We start from the raw sequence: 22270 nt of genomic DNA, 5'->3' as shown, positions 1-22270 counted from the left end.
CCGACCTCAAGACGTTCGCAGCCCTCGGCACCTTCGGCTGCTCGGTGATCACCGCGCTGACCGCGCAGAACACCCGCGCGGTGACCGCGATCCACGAGGTGCCGCCGGCCTTCGTGACCGCGCAGCTCGACGCGGTGTTCGACGACATCGAGATCGCCGCGGTCAAGATCGGCATGCTCTCGAACAGCGCCATCATCGAGGCAGTCGCAACCGGGCTCGAGCGCCACGCGGCGCGCAACGTCGTGCTCGACCCGGTGATGGTCGCCAAGAGCGGCGACGTCCTGCTCGAGGACGACGCGATCGCAGCGCTGCGCGACCGACTGCTGCCCATGGCGACCGTCATCACGCCGAACCTGCCCGAGGCCTCCGTCCTGCTCGACCGCGAGGCCATCGACACCGTCGAGGACATGGAACGGGCCGCCAAGGCGCTGGCCGCGCTGGGGCCGCGGGCGGTCCTGCTCAAGGGCGGGCACCTGGACGACACCCACAGCCGGGACGTCAGCTACGACGCTCGCACCGATGCTGTGCGGCACCTCGACGCAATACGGATCGACACGCCGAACACCCACGGCACGGGATGCACGCTGTCGTCGGCGATCGCCGCGTTCCTGGCCCGCGGCGCGCCCCTTGAGCTCGCGATCGACGGCTCCAAGACCTACATTACCGACGCGATCCGCGCTGGCGCCGCCATGCGCGTGGGGTCGGGTCACGGGCCGGTCCACCACTTCGCGCGGCTGTGGCGGGAGCCATGACCGCCGGGCGCGCGTTCACCGCCGATCTGTGGAACGCCGCGACACCGGTGTACGACGCGATCCTGCGACTGCCGTTCAACGTCGAACTCGCCGCCGGCACACTGGACCGTGACCGGTTCCGCTTCTACATGTTTCAGGACTCGCTGTACCTGACGGACTTCGCCCGCGCCCTCGCGATCGTCGGGGCGCGCTCGGGTGACGTGGCGACGATGCTCGACCACCTGCGCTTCGCCGAGGGCGCCGTCATGGTCGAGCGTGCGCTGCACGAGTCCTACTTCGAGGAGTTCGGCGTTCCCGAAGGACTCGAGCAGTCGCCGACGTGCGCCTTCTACACGAACTTCCTGGTGGCGACCGCAGCGCACCGCAGCCTCGAAGAGGCCGTCGGGGCGCTGCTGCCGTGCTTCTGGATCTACCGTGAGGTGGGCAACGCCATCCACCGACGGGCGGCGCCCGACAACCCGTACCGCCGGTGGATCGACACGTACGCCGGCGTGGACTTCGCCGCAGCGGTCGACCGCGCCATCGCCATCACCGACGAGGTCGCCGCCGCAGCCAGCGAGACCGCCCGTGACGCCATGCGGTCGGCGTATGTCACGTCGAGCCGGCTGGAGTGGATATTTTGGGACAGCGCGTACCGGATGGAACGGTGGCCACCGTAGGCGCCGCCGACGGACTGGCGGTCCTCGACTTCTCCGGCACGCTGAGCCTCGGTGCGGCGAGGTTCGCCGCCCAGGCGCGCCTCTCGGACGAGTTGCGGCGCTCGGGTCTGGCCAACCTCGGCATCGCGTCGCCGGAGGTGTTCTGGGACGCGCTCGTGGTCCCGACGTGGTCCCGCGGCAGCACGACGACCGAGGGCTACGTGACCGTGCTGTCCGCCGCGGCGGTGACGCACCTGCGGGAGGGCGACACCGCCGTTGACGACGCAACGGTGCGCAACGCTGTCCAGCGGTTCGCCGACCGCTACTTCGCGGCATCAACCATCGACGACGCATGGCGGCCGTGCCTGCACCGACTCGTCGACCTCCCGCGCACGGCCGTGGTCGTGGCCACCGACCACTACGCGGAGGCGACCGCACACATCGTCGGCCAACTTGCACACCTCGATGTCGACGCGGTCGCCGTCCGTCCCGACACACCTGGAAGCCATGCCGACCCGCCTGCACGGCCGTCCGACGCGCCTAGCCAGGAGCGGGCCGTGCTCGTGGCGAACTCCGCCGACGTCGGCTGCCACAAGCGGAGCTCCGCGTTCTGGAGCCCCGTGGTGGACATCGTGGGAACGCGAGACCGGGTCGCGGTGATCGATGACTTCGGCGCCAACGAGGCCGAGGCCGACGCCTACGCCCACGACGCGCGGGTGCAACGGAGACGCCAGGCCACAACGTCGCTGCTGGCGGACGTGTTCGACGCGGAGGTGACCACGTGCCCGTTCGTCATCGCCGGAGAAGACGATGCGGGTGCCGTCGTCCGCCTCGCCGCCGACGCGGCGGTCGGCGCGCTGTCGCCGCCCGACGGCCGGGCCCGGCGTCTACCATGAGTGCCGCATGAGCCCGCCGTCGGGGCGCCGCACGGTGGGTCCGGTCCGATCCGAAAGCGTCGCGATGCAGCTACCGGTCATGCCGCCGATCTCGCCGATGCTCGCCAAGAATGCAGTGAAGCTGCCCGCCGACGAGGGCTGGCTGTTCGAGCCGAAGTGGGACGGGTTCCGGTGCATGGTCTTCCGCGACGGCGAGGAGATCGAGCTGTGGTCGCGCCACGGCAGGCACTTCAACCGCTACTTCCCGGAACTTGCCGATCCGTTGCTCGCACAGCTTCCGCCACGGGTGGTGCTCGACGGCGAGCTCGTCGTGCCCGACGGCGACGGCCTGAGCTTCGACCTGCTCGGACAGCGGATCCACCCTGCCGCGTCTCGGGTCATGATGCTGGCGGAGACCACGCCGGCCCGGTACGTCGCGTTCGACGTGCTCGCGGTCGGTGACGAGGACCTGCGCGCCACGCCGTTCTGTGCGCGCCGAGCGCGGCTCGAGGCGATGCTCGCCGACGTGTCGCCACCGCTGCACCTGACGCCCGCGACCGATGACCACGCGACGGCGTCCGACTGGTTCGAGCGCTTCGAGGGCGCCGGCGTGGACGGGATCATCGCCAAGCCACTGGCCGACCCGTACGCCGAGGGCGTCCGCGCGCAGCTCAAGCTCAAGCACCAGCGCACCGCCGACGTCGTCGTCGCCGGCATGCGTTGGCACAAGAGCGGCGATGGCGTGGGGTCGCTGCTGCTCGGGCTGTGGCGGAACGACCACCTGCAGCACATCGGCGTGGCGTCATCGTTCACGGCGAAGCGGCGCGTCGAGCTGGCCGACGAGCTCGCCGACCTGCGCCTGGACGACGTCTCGGAGCACCCCTGGGCGGCGTGGACCGACGAGGCCGCGCACGACGCCCAGCGCATGCCGGGCGCACCGTCGCGGTGGTCCGGCCAGCGGGAATCGGACTGGATCCCGCTGCGGATCGAACGGGTCGCCGAGGTCGGGTTCAACCAGCTGACCGAAGGCCGGTTGCGCCACCCGGCGAAGTTCGTCCGCTGGCGTCCGGACAAGCCGCCGAAGGACTGCACGTACGAGCAGCTGGAGGTCGCCCCGCCAGCCGAGCTGGACCAGGTCTTCGGCGCCTGACCGTCAGCCTGTCCTGCGTGCGGTGATCTGTTGGACCGTCCAGCGGTGGCAACCGAAACCGGCACACACCGGCACCAGCCGCCACACCCGCGCCACCGTGGCAACCCACACCGGCACACCGGCACCGGCTGCCACGGTCGGACGGTCAGTGGGCGCCGACCCAGCTGTCCCGGCACCCCGCGCTGCAGAACCACGCGGTCTCGCCGTCGACCGTGGCGGTGACGGTGTCGTCGGTGATGAGCACCGTCATGCCGCAGATCGGGTCGACCGCCGTACCCGGCGGCGCGGACATGGCGTCGGGCGCGACGCCCTCGGCGAGACCCGCCCGCTGCGACCGGCGCGACGCGACCAGCTCCGCGAGGATCGACAGCGCGATCTCGGGCGCGGTGCGGGCGCCGATGTCGAGCCCGGCCGGCACCGACACGTGCGAGCGCGCCGCGTCCTCCACGTCGAGCCCGTCGAGCACGGCGCTCCCCCGCCGATGGCTGGCGACGAACGCGACGTAGGGCACCCCCGCCTCGAGCGCGGCGGTCAAGGCCTGCTCCTCACCACGGCCGTGCGACGCGACGACCACCGCGGCGACGTCGGCGCCGACCTCGATCGGAGCGGTCGTCGCCTCGGAGGTGAACCCGAGGGGACCGGCCAGGTCGACCAGTGCCTGGGCGATCGGTGTGTCGCCCGCCACGACCAGCCGCGCGGGTGGTGCGAGCGGCTCGAGGAAGATCTCGACGGCGCCGCCCGACAGGCACGGGTTGGACACCGTGACCGCGCCATGTTCGGTGGTCATGCCCTCGACGCCGGGCAGGATCCGCAGCAGCAGGGGCTCGCCGTTGTCGAGCGCGGCGCGGGCGTGCACCTGCACCGACGATTCGGCACACGTGCCCCCGACGAAGCCCTCGATGGTCCCGTCGGCGTGCACGACCGCCGCGTCGCCGGCGTGCACGCTGGTCGGGTGCTCGGCGCGGACCACGGTCGCGCGCACGTGCGGTACCCCGGCCGCGACGAGCTCGGCGGACCGCTCCGTCACCGCGAACCGGGCCATGTCAGCCCCCTTAGCCGTCGCCGGCCGTCGCCGCGTGGATCGCCTCCCACACCTTCGACGGCGTCGCGGGCATGTCGATGTGACGCACGCCGTACACCGACAGCGCATCGGCCACGGCGTTCATGATCACGGGTGGCGAGCCGACCGTGGCCGACTCGCCGACGCCCTTGGCCCCGATCGGGTGGTGCGGGCTCGGGGTGACCGTGTAGTCGGTCTCCCAGTCCGGCACGTCCATGGCGGTCGGCAGCAGATACTCCATGAAGGAACTACCCAGGCAGTTGCCGGACTCGTCGAAGTCGATGAGCTCCATCAGCGCCATGCCGACGCCGTCGGCGAGTCCGCCATGGACCTGCCCTTCGATGATCATCGGGTTGATCCGCGTGCCGCAGTCGTCGACCGCGACGAACCGGCGGACCGTGACCTCGCCGGTCGTCGGGTCGATGTCGACCACGCAGATGTATGCCCCGAAGGGATAGGTGAGGTTCGGCGGGTTGTAGGTGGTCATCGCCTCGAGCGAGCCCTCGATGCCGTCGGGCAGGTCGGCCGCGCCGTGGGCCGCCATCGCGATCTCGGCGATGGTCTTGGCGCTGTCGGGGTCGCCCTTGACGAAGAATCGTCCCTTCTCCCACTCCAGGTCGTCCGGGCTGACCTCGAGCATCCCGGCGGCGATCGCGCGGGCCTTGTCACGCACCTTGCGGGACGTGACGGCCACCGCGGCGCCGCTGACCGGCGTCGACCGGCTGCCGTAGGTGCCGAGCCCGAACGGTGTCTGGTCGGTGTCGCCGTGGACGACGTCGATGTCCTCGGGTGGGATGCCGAGCTCCTCGGCCACGATCTGGGCGAACGTCGTCTCGTGGCCCTGCCCCTGCGTCTGCACCGACAGCCGCACCACGGCCTTGCCAGTCGGGTGCACTCGGACCTCGGAGCTGTCGGCCATGCCGAGCCCCATGATGTCCATGTGCCGCCGCGGCCCGGCGCCCACCGCCTCGGTGAAGAAGCCCACACCGATCCCCATGAGCTCGCCGCGCTCGCGCCGCTCGGCCTGCTCGCGCCGCAGGTCGTCGTAACCGGCGATGGCCAGCGCCTTGCGCAGCGTCGTCGGGTAGTCGCCCGAGTCGTACTCCCACCCCGTCCTGGTGGTGTAGGGGAACTGGTCGGGCTGGATCAGGTTGCGCATGCGCAGCTCGGCCGGATCCATCCTCAGCTCGGCGGCCAGCAGGTCGACCATCCGCTCGACCAGGTACACCGCCTCGGTCACCCGGAACGAGCACGCGTAGGCCACTCCACCGGGTGCCTTGTTGGTGTAGACGCCGGTCACCTTGCAGTGCGCAGCCTCCAGGTCGTAGCTGCCGGTGAACACGTGGAAGAACCCTGCCGGGTACTTCGTCGGCTGGGCCGTGCCGTTGTGCGCGCCGTGGTCGGCCAGCACGGTCGTGCGCACCGCGAGGATCGTGCCGTCGCGCGTCGCCGCGATCTCACCGGTCATGTGGTAGTCGCGTGCGAACGCCGTCGACGTCAGGTTCTCCGTGCGGTCCTCGACCCACTTCACCGGCCTGCCCGTCAGGATCGAGCCGACGACCGCGCACACGTACCCGGGGTAGATGCCGACCTTGCCGCCGAACCCGCCACCGACGTCGGGCGAGATGACCCGGATCTTGTGTTCGGGGATGCCCGCGACGATCGCGTACAGCGTCCGGTGTGCGTGGGGTGCCTGCGTCGTCTCGTAGAGGGTCAGCTTGCCGGTGATCTGGTCGTAGTCGGCGACCGCGCCACACGTCTCCAGCGGCGCGGGGTGCACGCGCGGGTAGACCATCTCCTGCGTGACGACGACGTCGGCCTCGGCGAAGACGCGGTCGCACTCCTCGGCGTCGCCCGATTCCCAGTCGAAGATGTGGTTGTCGGTCTTGCCCTCCAAGTCGTCGCGGATGACCGGCGCGTCCTCGTCGAGCGCGTGGTGCGGGTCGATGACGGGGTCGAGGACGTCGTACTCGACGTGGATCAGCTCGAGGGCGTCACGCGCGGCGTACCGGTCGTCGGCGATGACGAACGCGACCTCCTGTCCCTGGAAGCGCACCTTGTCGGTCGCCAGCACGGACTGGGTGTCGTGCGACAGCGTCGGCATCCACGCCAGGCCCAGCGGCTCGAGGTCAGCGCCGGTGACCACCGCCCGCACCTTCGGGTGCGCGACGGCCTCGCTCGTGTCGATCGAGGTGAGCCGGGCATGCGCGACGGGCGACCGCAGGATCGCGCCGTGCAGCATGCCTGGCAGGACGATGTCGTCGATGTAGGTGCCGTGCCCGCGGACGAAACGCGGGTCCTCCTTGCGCTTGAGCCGCCCGAAGCCGATGGGCCGCTCCTGCTCGGGTGCCGTCGTCACGATCCGACCTCCTGCTGCTGCGCCTCGGGCGTCGCGGGCGTGGTGGCTTCGTCTCCGCCGCCGTGCTCGGCGGCCCAGCGGATCGAGCGCACGATGGTCGCGTAGCCGGTGCAACGACACAGCTGCCCGCTGATCGCCTCGCGGATCTCGGCGGTTGACGGGTCGGGATTGGCGTCGAGCAGCGCGCGGGCCGTCAGCATCATGCCGGGGGTGCAGAACCCGCACTGCAGCCCGTGGTGCTCCATGAACCCCTGCTGCACCGGGTCGAGCTCGCCGTCCTGTGCGAGTCCCTCGACCGTGCGTACCTCATGGCCGACGGTCATCGCCGCCAGCGTCGTGCAGCTCTTGACGGGCTCGCCGTCGATCAGCACCACGCAGGTGCCGCAGTTGCTGGTGTCACAACCCCAGTGCGTGCCGGTCAGCCCGAGCTCGTCGCGCAGGAAGTGGACCAGCAGCATGCGGGGCTCGACGTCGCGCTGATGCTCGACGCCGTTGACGGTCAGGGTCACATCCATCGCGTTCCCTCCTACGCGGTCCGGGCGCGCTCCACGGCACGGCGCAGTGCGCGCGTCGTCAGCTCCGCGGTCAGATGTCGCTTGTACGTCGCCGAGCCACGCTGGTCGTCCACGGGATCGCACTGCTCCGCGGCGAGCTTGCCCGCCTCCGCGTACAGGTCCTCGTCGGGCGCCCGTCCCCGCACCGCGTCCTGCGCGGCCGTAGCGAGTCCGTCGTCCAGCCCGACAGCCGTCAACCCGATGCCGACGTCGTCGATCGTGCCATTGGTCATCCAGACCGACACGCCGGCAGCGGCGATCGCCCAGTCACCGATGCGGCGCTCGACCTTCTCGTAGGCGCTGCCCGCGCCAGGACGCACCGGGATGCGGATCTCTGTCATGATCTCGTCCTGCTCGACCGCTGTCTCGTACGGCCCCCGGTGGAGGTCGTCCATCGGGACGGTGCGCTCGCCGTCGCGACCGCGGATGACGACCTCGGCGAACATGGCATCGCAAACGGTCGACAGGTCCTCACCGGGGTCCGCCTGGCACAGTGAGCCACCGATCGTGCCCCGGTTGCGCACGACCGGGTCGGCGATCACGTGCTCGGCGTCGACCATCATTGGCACCAGGCGGCCGATCGTGTCCGATGCGAGCAGCGCGGCGTGCCGCGTCAGCGCACCGATCCGCAGGGTGTCGCCGTCCTCGGTGATGTGGTCGAGGTCGACGCAGTCGTTGATGTCGATCAGCAGTTCCGGGCGCACCAGGCGCAGCTTCATCATCGGCAGCAGGCTGTGCCCGCCTGCGATGATCCGCGCCTCCTCACCACGCTCGGCGAGGAGCGCGAGCGCATGGTCGACGCTCGTGGCTCGCGCGTACTCGAACGGTGCAGGTACCTGCATGCGGACCACCTCCAGGACGCAAACTTGGGGCGCCGCCGTCGCCCCACCACCTGCAGCGTCGGTCCTCTGAGGGGTCCCGTCAAGGCCTGACCGGCACGTGATGCAAACGTGTGGGACCGCACAGGCCCGGGCCGAGCCAGGCTGAGCCTCAGCGTCGCCGGGATCCACCCGCGGTGACCGGCTCCTGCACGGCGCGGTCCTCGACGTGTTCGACGAGATCGTTCCACTCGTCGCGGTTGCGCTCGATGGCGCGGCGCACGCGCGACCGGGAGACGTTGAGCTCGTCAGCGAGTTCGCGCTGCGTCGGGACCTGCCCGGCCTGCTGGACCGCCGTGATGATCTGCGTCCAGACCTCCTTGCCTGGCGCCTGCGCAGGCACGTCGAGCAGCAGTCGTCCGGTGTCGTCGCGGTCGATCTGCAGCTGCCCGTCGACGGCAGGTGGAGTGGTGCCCGTCACCACGATCCGGCGCCCATCGTCGTCGACCTCGTCGTCCCACACGGCGTCGCCGACCTCGCCGTCATCGGCCATGTCGTGGTCGAACACCGCCTGCCGGTCGTACTCGGCGACGGCCCTGGCAGCGCGCTGCGAGAGGTCGTCGGCCTGGGCCGGGCGTGCGGCGGGCACCTCGGCGGCCACCCGCACGCGCTGCGGACCGTCGTTCGCGGTCGACCCACGCGGGCGTGAACCGTGGCGCCATGGTGTGCTCATGGCGGATCTGCCAGGCCACCAGCTCGAGCGACAGGATCAGGCCGGCGGGAGGGACGGCGGCCAGCACCTGAGCCAGCAGGGTGGTGCCCGAGGCATGAGCCACGTTGGCCCACATCGACAGCGCGGCCGGGCCGATGATGGCCAGGAGCGGGAACATGTGCCAGCCGCGGCCCGACAGCGACTCGGTCCACAGGACCGCCGTCGCGGTGACGATCATCCCGTCGACGGCGAGCGGCACGATCCAGGCGAGCGAGGGATCGACCGCGCCCGTGTTCTGGGCCACGTCGCGGATCGCATCGAACGACAGGCCGGTGTGCAGGCCGCGATGATCAGGAATCCGATCCGGGCCAACCAGACCGTGATGCGCTCCATGCTGTCACCTCAGATGCGTGCGACGCGCACGCACACAGGGCGACAGGCCCTGCCGCGTGCGTGCAGAAGGAACGGTCGAATCCAACGGCATCACGCCGGATCGCGGAAATCGCCGTGCGGGATGGGACGGACGAGGACCGCTACCAGGTCCGCGTACGCTGGCCCGCGGGCCAGTGATCGGACGGAGGTGCATGAGCGGCAGGGCCGAGCACGGCGGCGTGCCCGGACCGTCCCGGATCGCCGGTCTCCGTGACGTGCTCCTGGACCAGCCGGGAGGCGGGCCCCTGGCGCGGATCGTGCGCACCCCGCTGCGCCTGCTGTTCTGGTTGTCGCTGCGCAGCGGACTGCACATCCGCGTCGAGGGCCCTCGCTTCGAGGGCCCCGCAGTCGTGGTGTCCAACCACCCCCACGTGATCGACGGACTGGTCGTGCTGCTCGCCGATCCCAGCCTGCGGCCGATCGCCCGGTGGCACCGGGTCCCGCTTCTGCGGGGCGGGATGTGGATCGCGGACTGCGTCGTCACCACGACGGGCACGCCGGTGCGCCCCCACCGCGGCGCGTTCGCCGACGCGCTCGCGCACGTCAGGCGCGGTGGCCGCGTGTGGATCGCACCGGAGGGTGGCTGGCAACCAGAGCTCATGTTGCGCTACCCGAGGACCGGCGCCGTGCGGATCGCCCACGCCGCCGGCGTGCCCATCCAGGTGCTCGGCGTGATCCATGAGCCGCACCCGGGACCGCAGCTGGCGAGCTGGCGACCATGGCACCGCCCGCGCATCCTTCTGCGGTGGGGTGAGGTGCTGACGACCACGGGCGCCGTCGACGTCGACATCGACCGGATGATGACCGCCATCGCCGCGGCCACCGGCGTGACCTGGACGCCGCCGACCACGAGGGGCTGAGGCCGCGGATGCCGCCACCGGCGGCACGGCGCTGCTTGACTGGGGCACGACCGACCCCGACCCCGGAGCCGCAATGGAGTCCGTCGCGATCGCCGCCGCGCTGGTCGTGGCGTACGGCGTGGTCTCGCGCCGACTCGAGTCAACGCTGGTGACCGGGCCGATGGCGTTCGTCGCCGCGGGTCTGCTGCTGGGCGACGCCGGGCTCGGGGTGCTCGACCTCGGTCTCGAGGAGGAGGGCGTCCACATCCTCGCGGAGGCCACGCTGGTGCTCGTCCTGTTCGTCGATGCGATCCAGATCAGGCTGCCGCGCCTGGTCCACGAGGCGCAATTGCCGGGCCGCCTGCTGACCGTCGGCCTGCCGGGCACCGTGGTGCTGGGGACCGCGGCGGCATTGCTGCTGTTCGACCTGCTCCCGTGGGAGGCGGCGTTGCTGGCCGCGGTGCTCGCACCGACCGACGCGGCGCTCGGCCAGGCCGTCGGGACCAACCCCGACGTGCCGGTGCGCATCCGCGAGACCCTGTCGGTCGAAAGCGGCCTCAACGACGGCATCGCGCTCCCGCTCGTGACCCTGTTCCTCGGCCTGGCCGCCGGTGAGGAGGGCGTGCTGTCCGGCCGGGGCATCGTCTCGTTCGTCGCCATGCAGCTCGGCATCGGCACACTCGTCGGTGCGCTCGTCGGGTTCGTCGGGGGTGTCGTGATCGACCGCATGGCGCGCCGCGGGTGGATGGACGGGGTGTTCCGCCAGCTGTCGACGTTCGCGGTCGCGGTCTGCGCGTTCGCGCTGTCGGAGGTGTTCGGTGGCAACGGCTTCATCGCAGCCTTCGTGGCCGGGCTCGCCTTCGGTCAGGTGGCACGTGAGCAGTGCCCGCACGCCGCCGACTTCGCGGAGGACGAGGGCCAGCTGCTGACGATGCTGACGTTCCTGGTCTTCGGCACGTCGCTCGCCGGTCCCGCGCTGACCGACGGTGACGTCCCGACCGTCCTGTACGCCGTGCTCAGTCTGACCGTCGTGCGAATGGTGCCGGTGGCGGTGTCGCTTCTGGGTACCGGGCTGAGCGCCCTGACCCTGGGCTTCGTCGGCTGGTTCGGTCCGCGCGGGCTGGCCTCGATCCTCTTCGCAGTGCTGATCGTCGAGGAAGCCGACCTCGCCGTGGAGTCCCAGATCGTGACAATCGTGAGCTGGACCGTGCTGCTCAGCGTGTTCGCCCACGGCATGTCGGCCAGACCGGCAGCGCAGGCGTACGGCAGGCACGTGGCCACGATGAGCGACGAGCACGCTGAGCACCGTCCCGATCGCCGCGCGGCACACCAGGGCCCAGACTCCCATTGATGCGGGCGGTCGCGACGCTGGCGGCGTAATCGGTGTGCCGCGCGGGAACGCTCAACCCCGTCGCACTGAGCCCGAAGGAGCACTCGATATGCCCGCACTGTCCGAGGCCCGGGTCCTGACCCTCGCCGCCGACCTGTTTGAGGACATGGAGCTGCTGTATCCGCTGTACCGCCTGCGCGAGGAGGACGTCGACGTGACCCTCGCCAGCCTCGGCGGGGCCGACGTGACCGGCAAGAAGGGGCACGGCCCCGTCGCCGCCGACGCCGACATCGCCGACATGGCGGCGGAAGACTTCGACGCCCTGGTCGTGCCGGGCGGCTTCGCCCCCGACAAGCTGCGCCGCGACGAGCACGTGCTCGACCTGGTCCGCTCGTTCGACCAGGACGGCAAGCCGATCGCGTTCATCTGCCACGCCGGCTGGGTACCGATCTCGGCCGGGATCCTGAAGGGACGTCGCGCGACCAGCGTCGGCGCGATCCGCGACGACATGGTCAACGCCGGCGTCGACTGGGTCGACGAGGAGACGGTCGTCGACGGCAACCTGATCTCGGCGCGCACGCCCGACGACCTCGGACCGTGGATGCGGGCACTGCTCGACGCGATCTCGAACGCCTGAAACCTCAGCGCCGGACGACCTCGGCAGCGCGTCGGCATCGGCCCAGCACGTCACGCGTGCGTGGGTGCGGAGCAGGGACAGGGGCAGGTCGGCCGTCACCGGACCGACGAGCACCGCCCGCTTGTGGCGGTCCGTGACGAGGAGCCAGAGCTCACGAGATCTGAGCAGCGTCCGCACGCCCGTGATCCCCGATATCGGCGCCGCCACCCCGTACTGCAGCGACGCGCGCCGCGACACCTCGGTCAGCGTCACGACGCGCGTCATCGTGTCCGGCCCCGATCCGGGCTCGTCCAGGCCGACGGGGCCGTGGACGCCGAGGCCCAGGACGACCAGGTCCAGGCCCCCGTCGACGACGCGACCTCGTAGCTGGCGCGGGCGCCGGCGAGGTCGATTGCGTCAACGTCCAGCCAGCAGAACGGGCGATTGGACACGCCGACCCGGTCGAGCAGTCCGCGCCGCAGCATCGCCGTGGTGCGGCCGGGGTCGTCGGTACCATCGGCCCCGCACCTGAGACGGAGGACGGCAGCGTGGATGACACCCACCTCGGACGCAGCGGGCTGTCGGTCAGCCGCCTGTGTCTCGGCACGATGAACTTCGGCCCCCACACCGACGAGCACGCCGCCCACGCGATCATGGACGCCGCGCACGAGCACGGGGTCAACTTCTTCGACACCGCCAACGTGTACGGGTGGCGCAAGGGCGAGGGGTGGACCGAGCAGATCATCGGACGCTGGTTCGCCAAGGGCGACGGGCGCCGCGAGCGGACGGTCCTGGCCACCAAGCTGTACGGGTCGATGTCGGACTGGCCGAACGACACGTTCCTGAGCAAGCGCAACATCATTCGGGCCTGCGAGGGCTCCCTGCGGCGCCTCCAGACCGACTGGGTCGACCTGTACCAGATGCACCACGTCGATCGGAACACACCCTGGGACGAGATCTGGGAGGCGATGGAGACGCTCGTCGCGCAGGGCAAGGTACTCTACGTCGGCTCGTCGAACCATGCGGCCTGGCACATCGTGCAGGGCCAGGAGGCGGCCGGGCGACGCCACTTCAACGGCCTGGTCAGCGAGCAGTCGCTGTACAACCTGCTCGAGCGCACGGTGGAGCTGGAGGTGCTGCCGGCGTGCGAGGCCTACGGCGTCGGTGTCATCCCGTGGAGCCCGCTCGCCCAGGGCCTGCTCGCGGGCATCCTGCGCAAGGAGCGCGAGGGACGGTCCGCGACGGAGCGCACGCGCTCGCTGCTCGAACGCCACCGCGACCAGATCGAGCGGTACGAGGACCTCTGCGACGAGCTCGGGCACGCCCCGGCGCAGGTCGGACTCGCGTGGCTGTGCCACCAGTCCGCCGTCACCGCCCCGATCGTCGGTCCGCGCACGATGGACCAGTTCGCATCGGCCCTCGACGCGCTGGCGGTCGAGCTCGACGACCAGGCGCTGGAACGGCTGGACGACATCTTCCCCGGTCCCGGCGGGCCTGCGCCGGAGGCTTACGCCTGGTAGACGGCACGGTGGCGGGGTCAGTGCCGCCGGACCACACGACCGTCACGTACCTCCACGCCCTCGGCACGCAGCAGCCAGGTCGCCTCGACGGCTGCGTGCGGGTTGACGCGCCCGCTGGCTGCGACGACCCGCCACCACGGCAGGCCGCTGCTCGTGCGCAGCACCGTCCCGACCGCCCGTGCCGCACCGGGATGTCCGGCCTCCGCCGCGACCTCGCCGTAGGTCACGATCTGGCCGGGCCGCAGCGCGCGCAGCACGGCCTCGACGTCGTCAGTGAAGCGGCGGTCAGCCACACGACCATTCAACCAGCCGCCGGGCGGCCACGACCCCGTGGACGGCGGCACGGCGGCCCTACTCCTCCCACGTGACCGGCGACGCCCGCGTCATCGCCGGACGGCCGCCGCCGACCGACACCGGCCTCCGGTGGACGACTGCGATGCGACTTCCACGACCCGCCCTTGTCTGCGGCGTCGTGCTGTGCGCGCTGCTGGCCGGATGTGCACGGCCGAGCTAGGGGTACCGAGAGCACCGTCGCCATCGCGCCGGACACCGCGTCGTCCGCACCGGCGGCATCGCCCGGCCCGGCGCTGCGCCGGCCGCGCAGCTGGAGGTCGAGGCGCTCCCCGGCCCGGACGGCAGGCCGTTCGAGGGGCGTGAGCTCGAACCCCCGCTCGTGACGCCGGACTCGCTCATCCGTTCGGCACCCCGCCGGCGGCCTACGCCACCGATCTCTCCGTGACCTGCGGACCCACGACTGGAGCTCGTGACGGGGACGGCCGCGAACGACCGGCGTGTGGATCCTCGGTGTCAGGATCCCACCTGGGCCACGGTCTCCGTGGCCTCGAGGTCGCCGTCAGCGTGGGTGTCGCGTGGGCGCCCGCAGCGGCGTCGCGCTGTACCGCGAGGCCGACGACGGTCTGTACCGGGCCAAGCGCGCCGGCGGCACCTGCGTCCGGGGCGTGCAGGACATCCTGGTCGACGACGACGGCACCTGACCCGGGTCACGCGGCCCGCCCGACGTCGGAGGGCCGCGCGGCCGTCAGCGGCGGCCCAGGAGGCGGCGCAGCCCACCGCGTGGACGCTCGTGGCCGTTGCCCACGGACGCCCAGAACTCGGCCTGGCGTTCGTCGGCCTCGACGCCGTGGCCACGCCGGTACAGGTCGGCCAGCAGGCGCATGGCCGGCCGGTGGCCCTGGACCGCCGCCCTGTGGGCCAGCCGGAACGCGCGGTCGGGCTCGTCGGTGCCACCCACCGCCGCCTTCGCCAGGCGGTACATCGCCTGCGAGTGGCCGTCCTCGGCCAGGTGCTCCATGTGGTCGCGCTGCGCCGGCGCACCGGCGTCGAGGGTCAGCCCGTTGCGGCGCTGCGCCTGCTGCCGTCGTCGGCTGCGGTACTTGCCCTCGATGTAACCCGACGCCGTCTCCGAGCTGATGACGGGATCGTCGGCGAGCACCCAGTCGTCCGGGTACTCGAAGCGCTTCATGTAGTCGGTGACGTAGGGGCGGTAGGCCGTCACGTCCTCCTCGGTGAACCAGTGCCGCCAGTCGCCGGACTCGCCCGACCGCAGGATGTGCGCGAGCCAGGGTGACGCAGCCGCGCTCTTGTCGACGTCCAGCCCAGGTACGCGTTCAGCGCGCCCAGGCGTCCGGCGATGAAGTCCTCGTAGCGCACCGTGAACACGTCGCGGCGGTCGATCAGGCGACTCCTGCCACTCCATGAACTCCACGACGCGCTCGAGCCGGTACGAAGCGAGCCCCAGGTCGTCGGCGAGGCGGTGCAGGTCCTGCACCGAGGACGAGGCGGGATCGCGCTCCTTGGCACGGATCGCCTCGACGAACGGCTCGACCTGCTCCCACGGTACGTCCGCGCGGATGAAGGGCCGGACCAACAGGAAGCTCACGATCATGTCGCGGGGGTCGCGCAGCAGGGTCATCCGGCGCGGGAACAGGTCGTAGCGCAGGCGCAGGTGCGGCTCCCGCGCGATCATGACCTTCGTCAGCAGCGGCAGCGTCGGCGCGTAACGGTGAATGCTGTCCAGCTGGTCGGGCCGAGTCGGCTCGAACAGGCAGTAGTAGTCGTGCCCCGCGGCCGCCAGCGCCGCCTTGACGTTGTTGTACAGGCCGGTGCTGCCGGTCTTGGCCAGACCGAGGATCAGGATGTTGTCGGGCGATGCAGCCATGGGCGCCAGGCTAGACCCGGATCTGGACGCCTCGAACGTCCCGACCCGTCCGTCCGATGGGCGCACGTGGCGGGCGGTGACCGGGACGCGTCGTGACACGTCAGCCGGCGAGTGGCGCCCCGTCCACGCGTTCCGTGCCGCCGCACCCGCCCGGCACCCGTCCCACGTGGTGGCCCGTGAGGTCGTCGCGCCGGGCGAGCTCGAGGGAGCTGCAGCCGCGGTCGGGCACGCGCGCTTCCCGGGTCTGGCCGTAGGGCGTGCCGACCGGCACACGCGGGAGTCCTCGATCACCACCACGGTACGATGCGTGGGGGCGTGGCCGCCTCCCACCACACCCGACACCCAGAGGATGCACCCCATCGTGGCCGACATGACCGACACCCTCATCGTGCCCGGCTACCGGCGCGAGGCCGGCGATCCGGCGCTCGCGACGCCGGAGTACGGTTCAACGAAGCACCGCGCGCCCGACCGACCGCTGGTCATCCTGCCCCACACGCTGACGGAGGTGACCGGCCCCGCGTTCGGTGAGGACCGCGTGACGGCGGACGACGCGGACCTGACGCGCCGCCACGACGCCGAGCCGCTCGGTGAACGGATCATCGTCCACGGGCGCGTGGTCGACAGCGACGGTCGCGGCGTGCCCGACACGCTCGTGGAGATCTGGCAGGCCAACGCCGCCGGCCGCTACGCTCACGAGGGCGACCGCCACGACGCACCGCTGGATCCCAACTTCACCGGGGCCGGCCGGTGCCTCACCGACAGCGCGGGACGCTACCGGTTCACCACCATCCGCCCCGGCGCGTACCCGTGGCGCAACCACCACAACGCGTGGCGGCCGGCCCACATCCACTTCTCGGTCTTCGGTCGCGCGTTCGTGCAGCGGCTGATCACCCAGATGTACTTCCCCGGCGACCCGCTCTTCTGGCAGGACCCGATCTTCAACGCGGTGCGCGACGAGCGGGCACGGCAGGCGATGATCTCCTCGTTCGACCTGGACGAGACCGTCCCCGAGTGGGCGCTGGCATTCAACTTCGACATCGTGCTCCGGGGCCGCGATGCAGGGGTGTTCGAGGACCCCGACGACGAGGACGAGCACTGATGGGCCGCCAGATCACTCCGGCCCAGACAGCCGGCCCGTTCCTGCACATCGGGCTGCTGTGGCCCGACGGCGCGACCGCGGTCGCCGAGGACCACGCCGCGGCGATCGTGCTGACCGGCCGCATCACCGATGGCGCGGGTGAGGCGGTCACTGACGCCCTCGTCGAGACATGGCAGGCCGATGCCGATGGCCGGTTCGCCAGCGCCGAGGACCCGCGAGGGGCGGCGAACGGCGACTTCCGCGGCTGGGCGCGGTGCGCCACCGACGCCGACGGCCGGTGGCGGATCGTCACCGTCAGACCGGGACCGGTGCCCGGCCCGGCGGGCACGACGCAGGCACCGCACCTCGACTGCACGATCCACGCCCGTGGCCTGCTGCGCCAGCTGTTCACCCGCATCTACTTCGCGGACGAGGTCGATGCCAACGCCGCGGACCCTGTGCTGAGCGACCTGCCCGAGGCGCGCCGCTCCACGCTGCTCGCGTCATCCGTCGACGGCGGCTACGACCTGGACATCCACCTGCAGGGCGATCGTGCCACCGTCTTCTTCGACGCCTGACACCGACGCACTGTTCGATCTCGTGCTGGCGCGCGGCCGTGTGCGCGCGGTCACGGGCGACCGCGCGTGGCTTCAGGCGATGCTCGACGTCGAGGCGGCGCTGGCCACCGCCGCTGCCGACCGCGGAGTGATCGCCCACGAGGACGCGGACAACATCGCAGCCGCCTGCGACGCCAGGGCGTTCGACGCCGTAGAGATCGGCGCCGCCGCCACGGCCGCCGGCAACCCCGTCGTCCCGCTCGTGCGCGCGCTGACGGCCGCCGTGGACGGTGGCGCGGCCGCGCACGTGCACCGGGGCGCGACGAGCCAGGACGTGCTCGACACCGCGACGATGCTCGTGGCACGCCAGGCGCTCGACGTCATCATCGACGACCTCACGGCGACGGCCGACGCCGCAGCGGAGCTCGGCCGCATCCACCGTGACCTGCCGATGGTCGGCCGCACGCTGCTGCAGCAGGCCGTGCCGACCACCTTCGGCTGCCGCGCGGCAGGCTGGATGACCGGTCTGGATGCGGCCCTCGCGCAGCTGCGCGCCGTCCGCAGGGGTCTGCCGGCCCAGCTGGGTGGCGCGGCCGGCACGCTGGCCTCACTCGGCGAGGCCGGCCCCGGCGTGGCCGTGGCGTTCGCCCGCCGGCTGGACCTGGTCGCGCCGGTCATGCCCTGGCACACCATCCGCACCCCGATCGCCGAGCTGGCCGGTGCACTCGGCTCCGCCGCGGGCGTCTGCGCCAAGGTGGCGCGTGACATCACGTTGCTCGCCCAGACCGAGGTCGGCGAGGTGTCCGAGGGCGTCGAGGGCCGCGGGCGGTCGTCGACCATGCCGCACAAGCGCAACCCCGTCGCCGCGGTGGCCGCGCTCGCGGCCGCCATGACGGTGCCCGGCCTCGTCGCAACCCTGTTGACGACCATGTGCCAGGAGCACGAACGAGCCGCCGGCGCCTGGCACGCCGAGTGGCGTCCGTGCACGCAGCTGCTGCGCGCCACCGGCTCGGCCGGGGCGTGGCTGCGCGACAGCGTCGGCAACCTGCGGGTCCATTCGGACCGCATGCGGGCGAACCTGGAGCTGACCGGGGGGCTGCTCCAGGCCGAGCGCGTGACTGCCGCATTGACCGACGCGCTCGGGCGGCTCGCGGCACACGACCTGGTGGCGGCTGCCGCCGACCGCGCAGAGGCCGAAGGCTCCGACCTGCTCAGCCAACTGAGTCGAGACCGCGTGATCACGGACGTCTGTCCGCCTGACGAGCTCCGCCGGCTGCTGGATCCCACCGGTGCGACCGGCAACGCGACGGTGCTGGTGGACCGCGCGCTGGCCCGTCACGACGCCACTGCGGCGACCCGGTGACCGCCGTCGAGGTGCACCACGTCGTCACCGGCCCTGTCGACGCACCGGTGGTCGTCCTCCACGACTCGCTGGGCAGCAGCCTCGACATGTGGGAACCCCAGGTGGTACCGCTGGCCGGGCGCCAACGCGTCGTGCGCTACGACCTGCGAGGCCACGGTCGGTCGCCTGCGCCGATCGGTCCCTACACCATGGCGGACCTGGCGGAGGACGTCACGGCGCTCCTCGACCGCCTCGGCGTCGGGCGGGCGCACCACGTCGGCCTGTCACTGGGCGGCATGATCGCGATGCAGCTGGCGGCGACCGTACCCGCGTGCGTGGACCGGCTGGTCCTGTGTTGCACATCCGCTCACCTGCCGCCCGCCCGGCGGTGGCACGACCGTGCCGCGACCGTCCGCGACGACGGCGTCCGCGCCGTCGCCGACGCCGTGGTCGGCCGGTGGCTGACCGACGGCCTCGCCACGGCTGACCCCGCCCTGGTCGAGCGCCTGCTCGCGATGGTCCGCGGGACGTCTGATGAGGGCTACGCAGGCTGCTGCGAGGCGATCGCGACCATGGACCTACGCGACGACCTGGCATCGATCACGACGCCGACCCTGCTGATCGTCGGCGACGAGGACCCCGCGACGCCGCGGGAGCACGCGGAGGTCATCGCCGCAGGCGTGGCCGGGGCACGGATCGTCATGGTCGGCCCCGCCGCGCACCTCGCCAACGTCGAGCAGCCCGACGCCGTCTCAGGGCACATCCTCGCCCACCTCGATTCGGAGGGACAGCAATGACGGACGAACGGTACGACGCCGGGATGCAGGTGCGTCGCGAGGTGCTCGGCGACGAGTACGTCGCGCAGGCGACCGCGCGCGCGACCCGGATGACACGGCCGTTCCAGGAGTACATCACGCGCAACGCCTGGGGCGATGTGTGGACCCGTGAAGGCCTCGACCGCCGCACCCGCAGCTGCCTGACCCTGGCGCTCCTGGCCGCGTTGGGCCACGAGGCCGAACTGGCGCTGCACGTGCGCGCCGCGGTCCGCAACGGGCTCGACGCCGATGACATCGCTGAGGTGCTGCTGCACACCGCGGTGTACGCAGGGGTGCCGGCCGCGAACGCCGCGATGGCGGTGGCACAGCGGACGCTGGCGGACATGGGGCTGGCCGCGGCGTTGTCCGACGACTGACGCGCCCGACGCGGGCCGGCAACCGAACCCTGCCGCAGGACCGCGCGGCGTAGGCAGGGCGGGCACCGACATGGGCAATGGGTGCCGAGGGCTGGCGCCACGCCCGGGCCTACCGTGCGATCACGGACACTTAACCGGATCGATCGCAGGAGCACAGCGTAATGGGAACGCGTGTCGAGACCCTCATCGTCGGTGCCGGGCAGGCAGGCCTCACGCTGAGTCACCACCTGACGGCGCACGGACGACCGCACCTGCTCCTCGACCGCGGCCGCGTCGGCGAGCGCTGGCGCAGCGAGCGCTGGGACTCGTTCAAGCTGCTCACGCCGAACTGGCAGACGGGCCTGCCGGGCCTGGACTACCGGGGGGACGACCCCGACGGGTTCATGGACAGAGCCGAGGTCGTCGACCTCTTCGAGCGCTACGCGCGGTCCTTCGACGCGCCGGTGCACACCGGGGTCGCGGTGCACAGGATCCGTCCCGCGGGAGGCGCCTGGTGCGTGATCTCCGACCACGGGTCGTTCATCGCCGACAACGTGGTCGTCGCGACCGGCCACCACGCGCTGCCTCGCATCCCGATGGAGCCCGCCGTCCGCCTGCCGGCCGACATCGTCCAGCTGCACACCAGCCACTACCGCAACCCGCAGCAGCTGCCCGACGGCGGCGTGCTCGTCGTGGGTGCCGGGCCGTCGGGTCAGCAGATCGCCGAGGAGCTCGCCCTGGCGGGTCGCCGGGTCGTGCTGGCCGCCGGTCGGCACCGTACCCTGCCACGCCGCTACCGCGGCCGCGACGCCCACTGGTGGATGCACCGGATGAGTGCGTTCGACCGCACGATCGACAGCCTCGCCGACCCCCAGGCCGTGCGATCCACGCCCGCCTTCGTGCTGGCTGGCGGCCGCCACGACATGGATCTCCGGCGCCTGGTCGCCCGCGGGGTGACCCCGACCGGTCGCCTCGCCGGCGTCCAGGGCGCGACCGTGTGGTTCGGCGACGATCTGGCTGCCACGGTCGCAGCCGCCGACCGTCACCGGCAGGAGTTCCGCAACAGCGTCGACGACTTCGTGGCGCGCAGCGGCGTGCCCGCCGCTGCGCCTGACGACGAACCGCCGCCGCCGGGCGCGTGGGTGCGACAGGCACCGCGCCGGCTGCAGCTCGACGACGCCGGCATCCATTCCGTGCTGTGGGCGACCGGCTACCGGCGTGACTTCAGCTGGATCGACGCGGACGTGTTCGACGCGACCGGCGAACCGCTGCAGCGACGCGGGGTGACGACCGCGGACGGCCTGTTCTTCCTGGGCCTGCGCTGGATGTACCGCCGGGGGTCGGACACGATCCACGGTGTGGGCGCCGACGCGGAGCACCTCGCCGGTGTGATAGCGCGGCGTACCGTCGCCGCCGCAGTGCGCGCCTGACCCACTTTGCGCGGTGGTTGCGGTCCGTACGACCGACCACGCACTCCGACAACCACCCCTTGACCCCGCGCACCACCTCGCGCTCGCGCCGCGACGCGAGGTGGCTGCGGTTCCGGGAGTGGTTGTGCTTCGTGGGGTGGCGGCTCGGGGCGTTGCGGCTAGGTGGTCAAACGGTCCGAGATGGGCAACACCCACCGATGGGAAACGCATCGCGGCCGGTCAGCATGACGCCAGTTGATCGAACCCTTCCTGTAGGAGGAAGACCAAATGACCGACACCATCGGCACCGACGCTGTCCGCAACGGCGTCGACACTGCGACCCTGTTCGCCACCCTCGACGCCGTCGACGCTCAGCCCGAGCTGGCCAAGTTCCAGTTCCGCGTCCGCAACCAGTGGGTCAACGGCACACACAACCGCTCGACCTTCGCCGACTTCTACGGCGCGGGCGCTGAGCACGAGCACAAGGAGGCGTACACCGCCGACGCCGACCACCCGCCGGTCCTGGTCGGTGGGGACCACGGTCCCACCGGCGCCGAGTACCTGCTGCACGCGCTGGCCGCCTGCCTGACCCACGGCATCGCCAACATCGCCGCCGCCCGCAAGGTCAACCTGACCGAGGTCACCTCGACCGTCACCGGTGACGTCGACCTGCAGGGCATCCTCGGGCTGTCCGACGAGGTGCGCAACGGCTACAGCAACATCCGCGTCAGCTTCAGCATCAAGGGCGACGCGGATGACGAGACGCTGCACGAGATCGTGGAGCAGTCGCGTCGTCGCTCGGCCGTGTTCGACGTGATCACCAACGGCGTGCCCGTCGACGTCACTGTCGCGTGAGCCCCAACCACGGTCCCGCCGCTG

Annotated in this window: 23 protein-coding genes; 16 read left to right on the top strand and 7 right to left on the bottom strand. The window is 71.7% G+C overall.

Translation table 11 applies throughout. The features are described from left to right. From thiD to VK923_11130, 4 genes are all read left to right on the top strand, one after another. Positions 1–752 (top strand): bifunctional hydroxymethylpyrimidine kinase/phosphomethylpyrimidine kinase (thiD, locus tag VK923_11145; protein HSJ45225.1); only part of this gene is annotated, 752 nt, incomplete at its 5' end. Continuing rightward, positions 749–1411 carry a thiaminase II gene (tenA, locus tag VK923_11140; protein ID HSJ45224.1) on the top strand — a complete coding sequence of 221 codons (663 nt, stop codon included), beginning with the start codon at positions 749–751 and terminating at the stop codon, positions 1409–1411. The genes thiD and tenA, both read left to right, overlap by 4 nt. Next, the gene (locus VK923_11135) at positions 1399–2286 is read left to right on the top strand and encodes a hypothetical protein (protein HSJ45223.1); all 888 of its coding nucleotides are present in this window, start codon (positions 1399–1401) and stop codon (positions 2284–2286) included. The genes tenA and VK923_11135 overlap by 13 nt, the downstream gene beginning before the upstream one ends. A gap of 64 nt (positions 2287–2350) precedes the next feature. After that, on the top strand, positions 2351–3415 hold the full coding sequence (locus VK923_11130) for an ATP-dependent DNA ligase (GenBank protein HSJ45222.1): 1065 nt from the start codon (positions 2351–2353) through the stop codon (positions 3413–3415). A 145-nt stretch (positions 3416–3560) separates the two neighbouring features. Here VK923_11130 and VK923_11125 read toward each other — a convergent pair whose 3' ends face one another. The 5 genes from VK923_11125 to VK923_11105 all read right to left on the bottom strand — a co-directional run bounded on the left by VK923_11125 (position 3561) and on the right by VK923_11105 (position 8873). Beyond that, on the bottom strand, positions 3561–4457 hold the full coding sequence (locus VK923_11125) for an XdhC family protein (GenBank protein ID HSJ45221.1): 897 nt from the start codon (positions 4455–4457) through the stop codon (positions 3561–3563). Between the two features lie 10 nt (positions 4458–4467). Then, the gene (locus VK923_11120) at positions 4468–6834 is read right to left on the bottom strand and encodes an aerobic carbon-monoxide dehydrogenase large subunit (GenBank protein ID HSJ45220.1); all 2367 of its coding nucleotides are present in this window, start codon (positions 6832–6834) and stop codon (positions 4468–4470) included. Continuing rightward, on the bottom strand, positions 6831–7349 hold the full coding sequence (locus VK923_11115; protein ID HSJ45219.1) for a (2Fe-2S)-binding protein: 519 nt from the start codon (positions 7347–7349) through the stop codon (positions 6831–6833). Before VK923_11115 ends, VK923_11120 begins: the two co-directional genes overlap by 4 nt. A gap of 11 nt (positions 7350–7360) precedes the next feature. Next, positions 7361–8230: a xanthine dehydrogenase family protein subunit M gene (locus tag VK923_11110; protein HSJ45218.1), complete on the bottom strand. Its 870-nt coding sequence runs from the start codon at positions 8228–8230 to the stop codon at positions 7361–7363. A 148-nt stretch (positions 8231–8378) separates the two neighbouring features. Further along, positions 8379–8873, bottom strand: a complete 495-nt coding sequence (locus VK923_11105; GenBank protein ID HSJ45217.1) for a hypothetical protein — start codon at positions 8871–8873, stop codon at positions 8379–8381. A gap of 629 nt (positions 8874–9502) precedes the next feature. On the opposite strand from VK923_11105, the gene VK923_11100 reads away from it, so the two are divergent. The 4 genes from VK923_11100 (at position 9503) to VK923_11085 (ending at position 13655) form a co-directional block, all read left to right on the top strand. After that, entirely contained in the window at positions 9503–10210 is a 708-nt protein-coding gene (locus VK923_11100; protein HSJ45216.1) for a lysophospholipid acyltransferase family protein, read from the top strand. A 73-nt stretch (positions 10211–10283) separates the two neighbouring features. Next, positions 10284–11540 (top strand): cation:proton antiporter, encoded by a 1257-nt coding sequence (locus VK923_11095; GenBank protein ID HSJ45215.1) that lies wholly within the window; start codon positions 10284–10286, stop codon positions 11538–11540. Positions 11541–11628: 88 nt separating this feature from the next. Next, positions 11629–12156 (top strand): type 1 glutamine amidotransferase domain-containing protein, encoded by a 528-nt coding sequence (locus VK923_11090; GenBank protein HSJ45214.1) that lies wholly within the window; start codon positions 11629–11631, stop codon positions 12154–12156. A gap of 527 nt (positions 12157–12683) precedes the next feature. Beyond that, a complete protein-coding gene (locus tag VK923_11085; protein HSJ45213.1) occupies positions 12684–13655 on the top strand; it encodes an aldo/keto reductase in 972 nt (323 codons plus the stop codon). Between the two features lie 17 nt (positions 13656–13672). Here the strand turns inward: VK923_11085 and VK923_11080 are convergent, their stop codons facing one another. Beyond that, positions 13673–13948: an MGMT family protein gene (locus tag VK923_11080; GenBank protein HSJ45212.1), complete on the bottom strand. Its 276-nt coding sequence runs from the start codon at positions 13946–13948 to the stop codon at positions 13673–13675. 576 nt (positions 13949–14524) lie between these two features. Here VK923_11080 and VK923_11075 point away from each other — a divergent pair. Further along, complete coding sequence (locus tag VK923_11075) at positions 14525–14650, top strand: hypothetical protein (GenBank protein ID HSJ45211.1); 126 nt, start codon at positions 14525–14527, stop codon at positions 14648–14650. A gap of 44 nt (positions 14651–14694) precedes the next feature. Here the strand turns inward: VK923_11075 and VK923_11070 are convergent, their stop codons facing one another. Continuing rightward, entirely contained in the window at positions 14695–15834 is a 1140-nt protein-coding gene (locus tag VK923_11070) for a hypothetical protein (protein HSJ45210.1), read from the bottom strand. A gap of 76 nt (positions 15835–15910) precedes the next feature. Between VK923_11070 and pcaH the strand changes: the two genes are divergently transcribed. The 7 genes from pcaH to VK923_11035 all read left to right on the top strand — a co-directional run bounded on the left by pcaH (position 15911) and on the right by VK923_11035 (position 22246). Further along, positions 15911–16933 (top strand): protocatechuate 3,4-dioxygenase subunit beta, encoded by a 1023-nt coding sequence (gene pcaH, locus VK923_11065; GenBank protein ID HSJ45209.1) that lies wholly within the window; start codon positions 15911–15913, stop codon positions 16931–16933. Next, positions 16933–17490 carry a protocatechuate 3,4-dioxygenase subunit alpha gene (gene pcaG / locus VK923_11060; GenBank protein HSJ45208.1) on the top strand — a complete coding sequence of 186 codons (558 nt, stop codon included), beginning with the start codon at positions 16933–16935 and terminating at the stop codon, positions 17488–17490. Before pcaH ends, pcaG begins: the two co-directional genes overlap by 1 nt. After that, a complete protein-coding gene (gene pcaB / locus VK923_11055) occupies positions 17465–18832 on the top strand; it encodes a 3-carboxy-cis,cis-muconate cycloisomerase (GenBank protein ID HSJ45207.1) in 1368 nt (455 codons plus the stop codon). The genes pcaG and pcaB overlap by 26 nt, the downstream gene beginning before the upstream one ends. Next, entirely contained in the window at positions 18829–19608 is a 780-nt protein-coding gene (gene pcaD, locus VK923_11050; protein HSJ45206.1) for a 3-oxoadipate enol-lactonase, read from the top strand. Before pcaB ends, pcaD begins: the two co-directional genes overlap by 4 nt. Further along, a complete protein-coding gene (pcaC, locus tag VK923_11045; GenBank protein ID HSJ45205.1) occupies positions 19605–20003 on the top strand; it encodes a 4-carboxymuconolactone decarboxylase in 399 nt (132 codons plus the stop codon). The genes pcaD and pcaC overlap by 4 nt, the downstream gene beginning before the upstream one ends. Before the next feature lie 161 nt (positions 20004–20164). Continuing rightward, a complete protein-coding gene (locus VK923_11040) occupies positions 20165–21412 on the top strand; it encodes an NAD(P)-binding domain-containing protein (protein HSJ45204.1) in 1248 nt (415 codons plus the stop codon). A gap of 267 nt (positions 21413–21679) precedes the next feature. Beyond that, complete coding sequence (locus VK923_11035; GenBank protein HSJ45203.1) at positions 21680–22246, top strand: OsmC family protein; 567 nt, start codon at positions 21680–21682, stop codon at positions 22244–22246. Positions 22247–22270 lie beyond the last annotated feature (24 nt).

The sequence above is a fragment of the Euzebyales bacterium genome, from assembly GCA_035461305.1.
GTDB lineage: Bacteria > Actinomycetota > Nitriliruptoria > Euzebyales > JAHELV01 > JAHELV01.
This window is presented reverse-complemented; position numbering and strand designations above follow the sequence as displayed.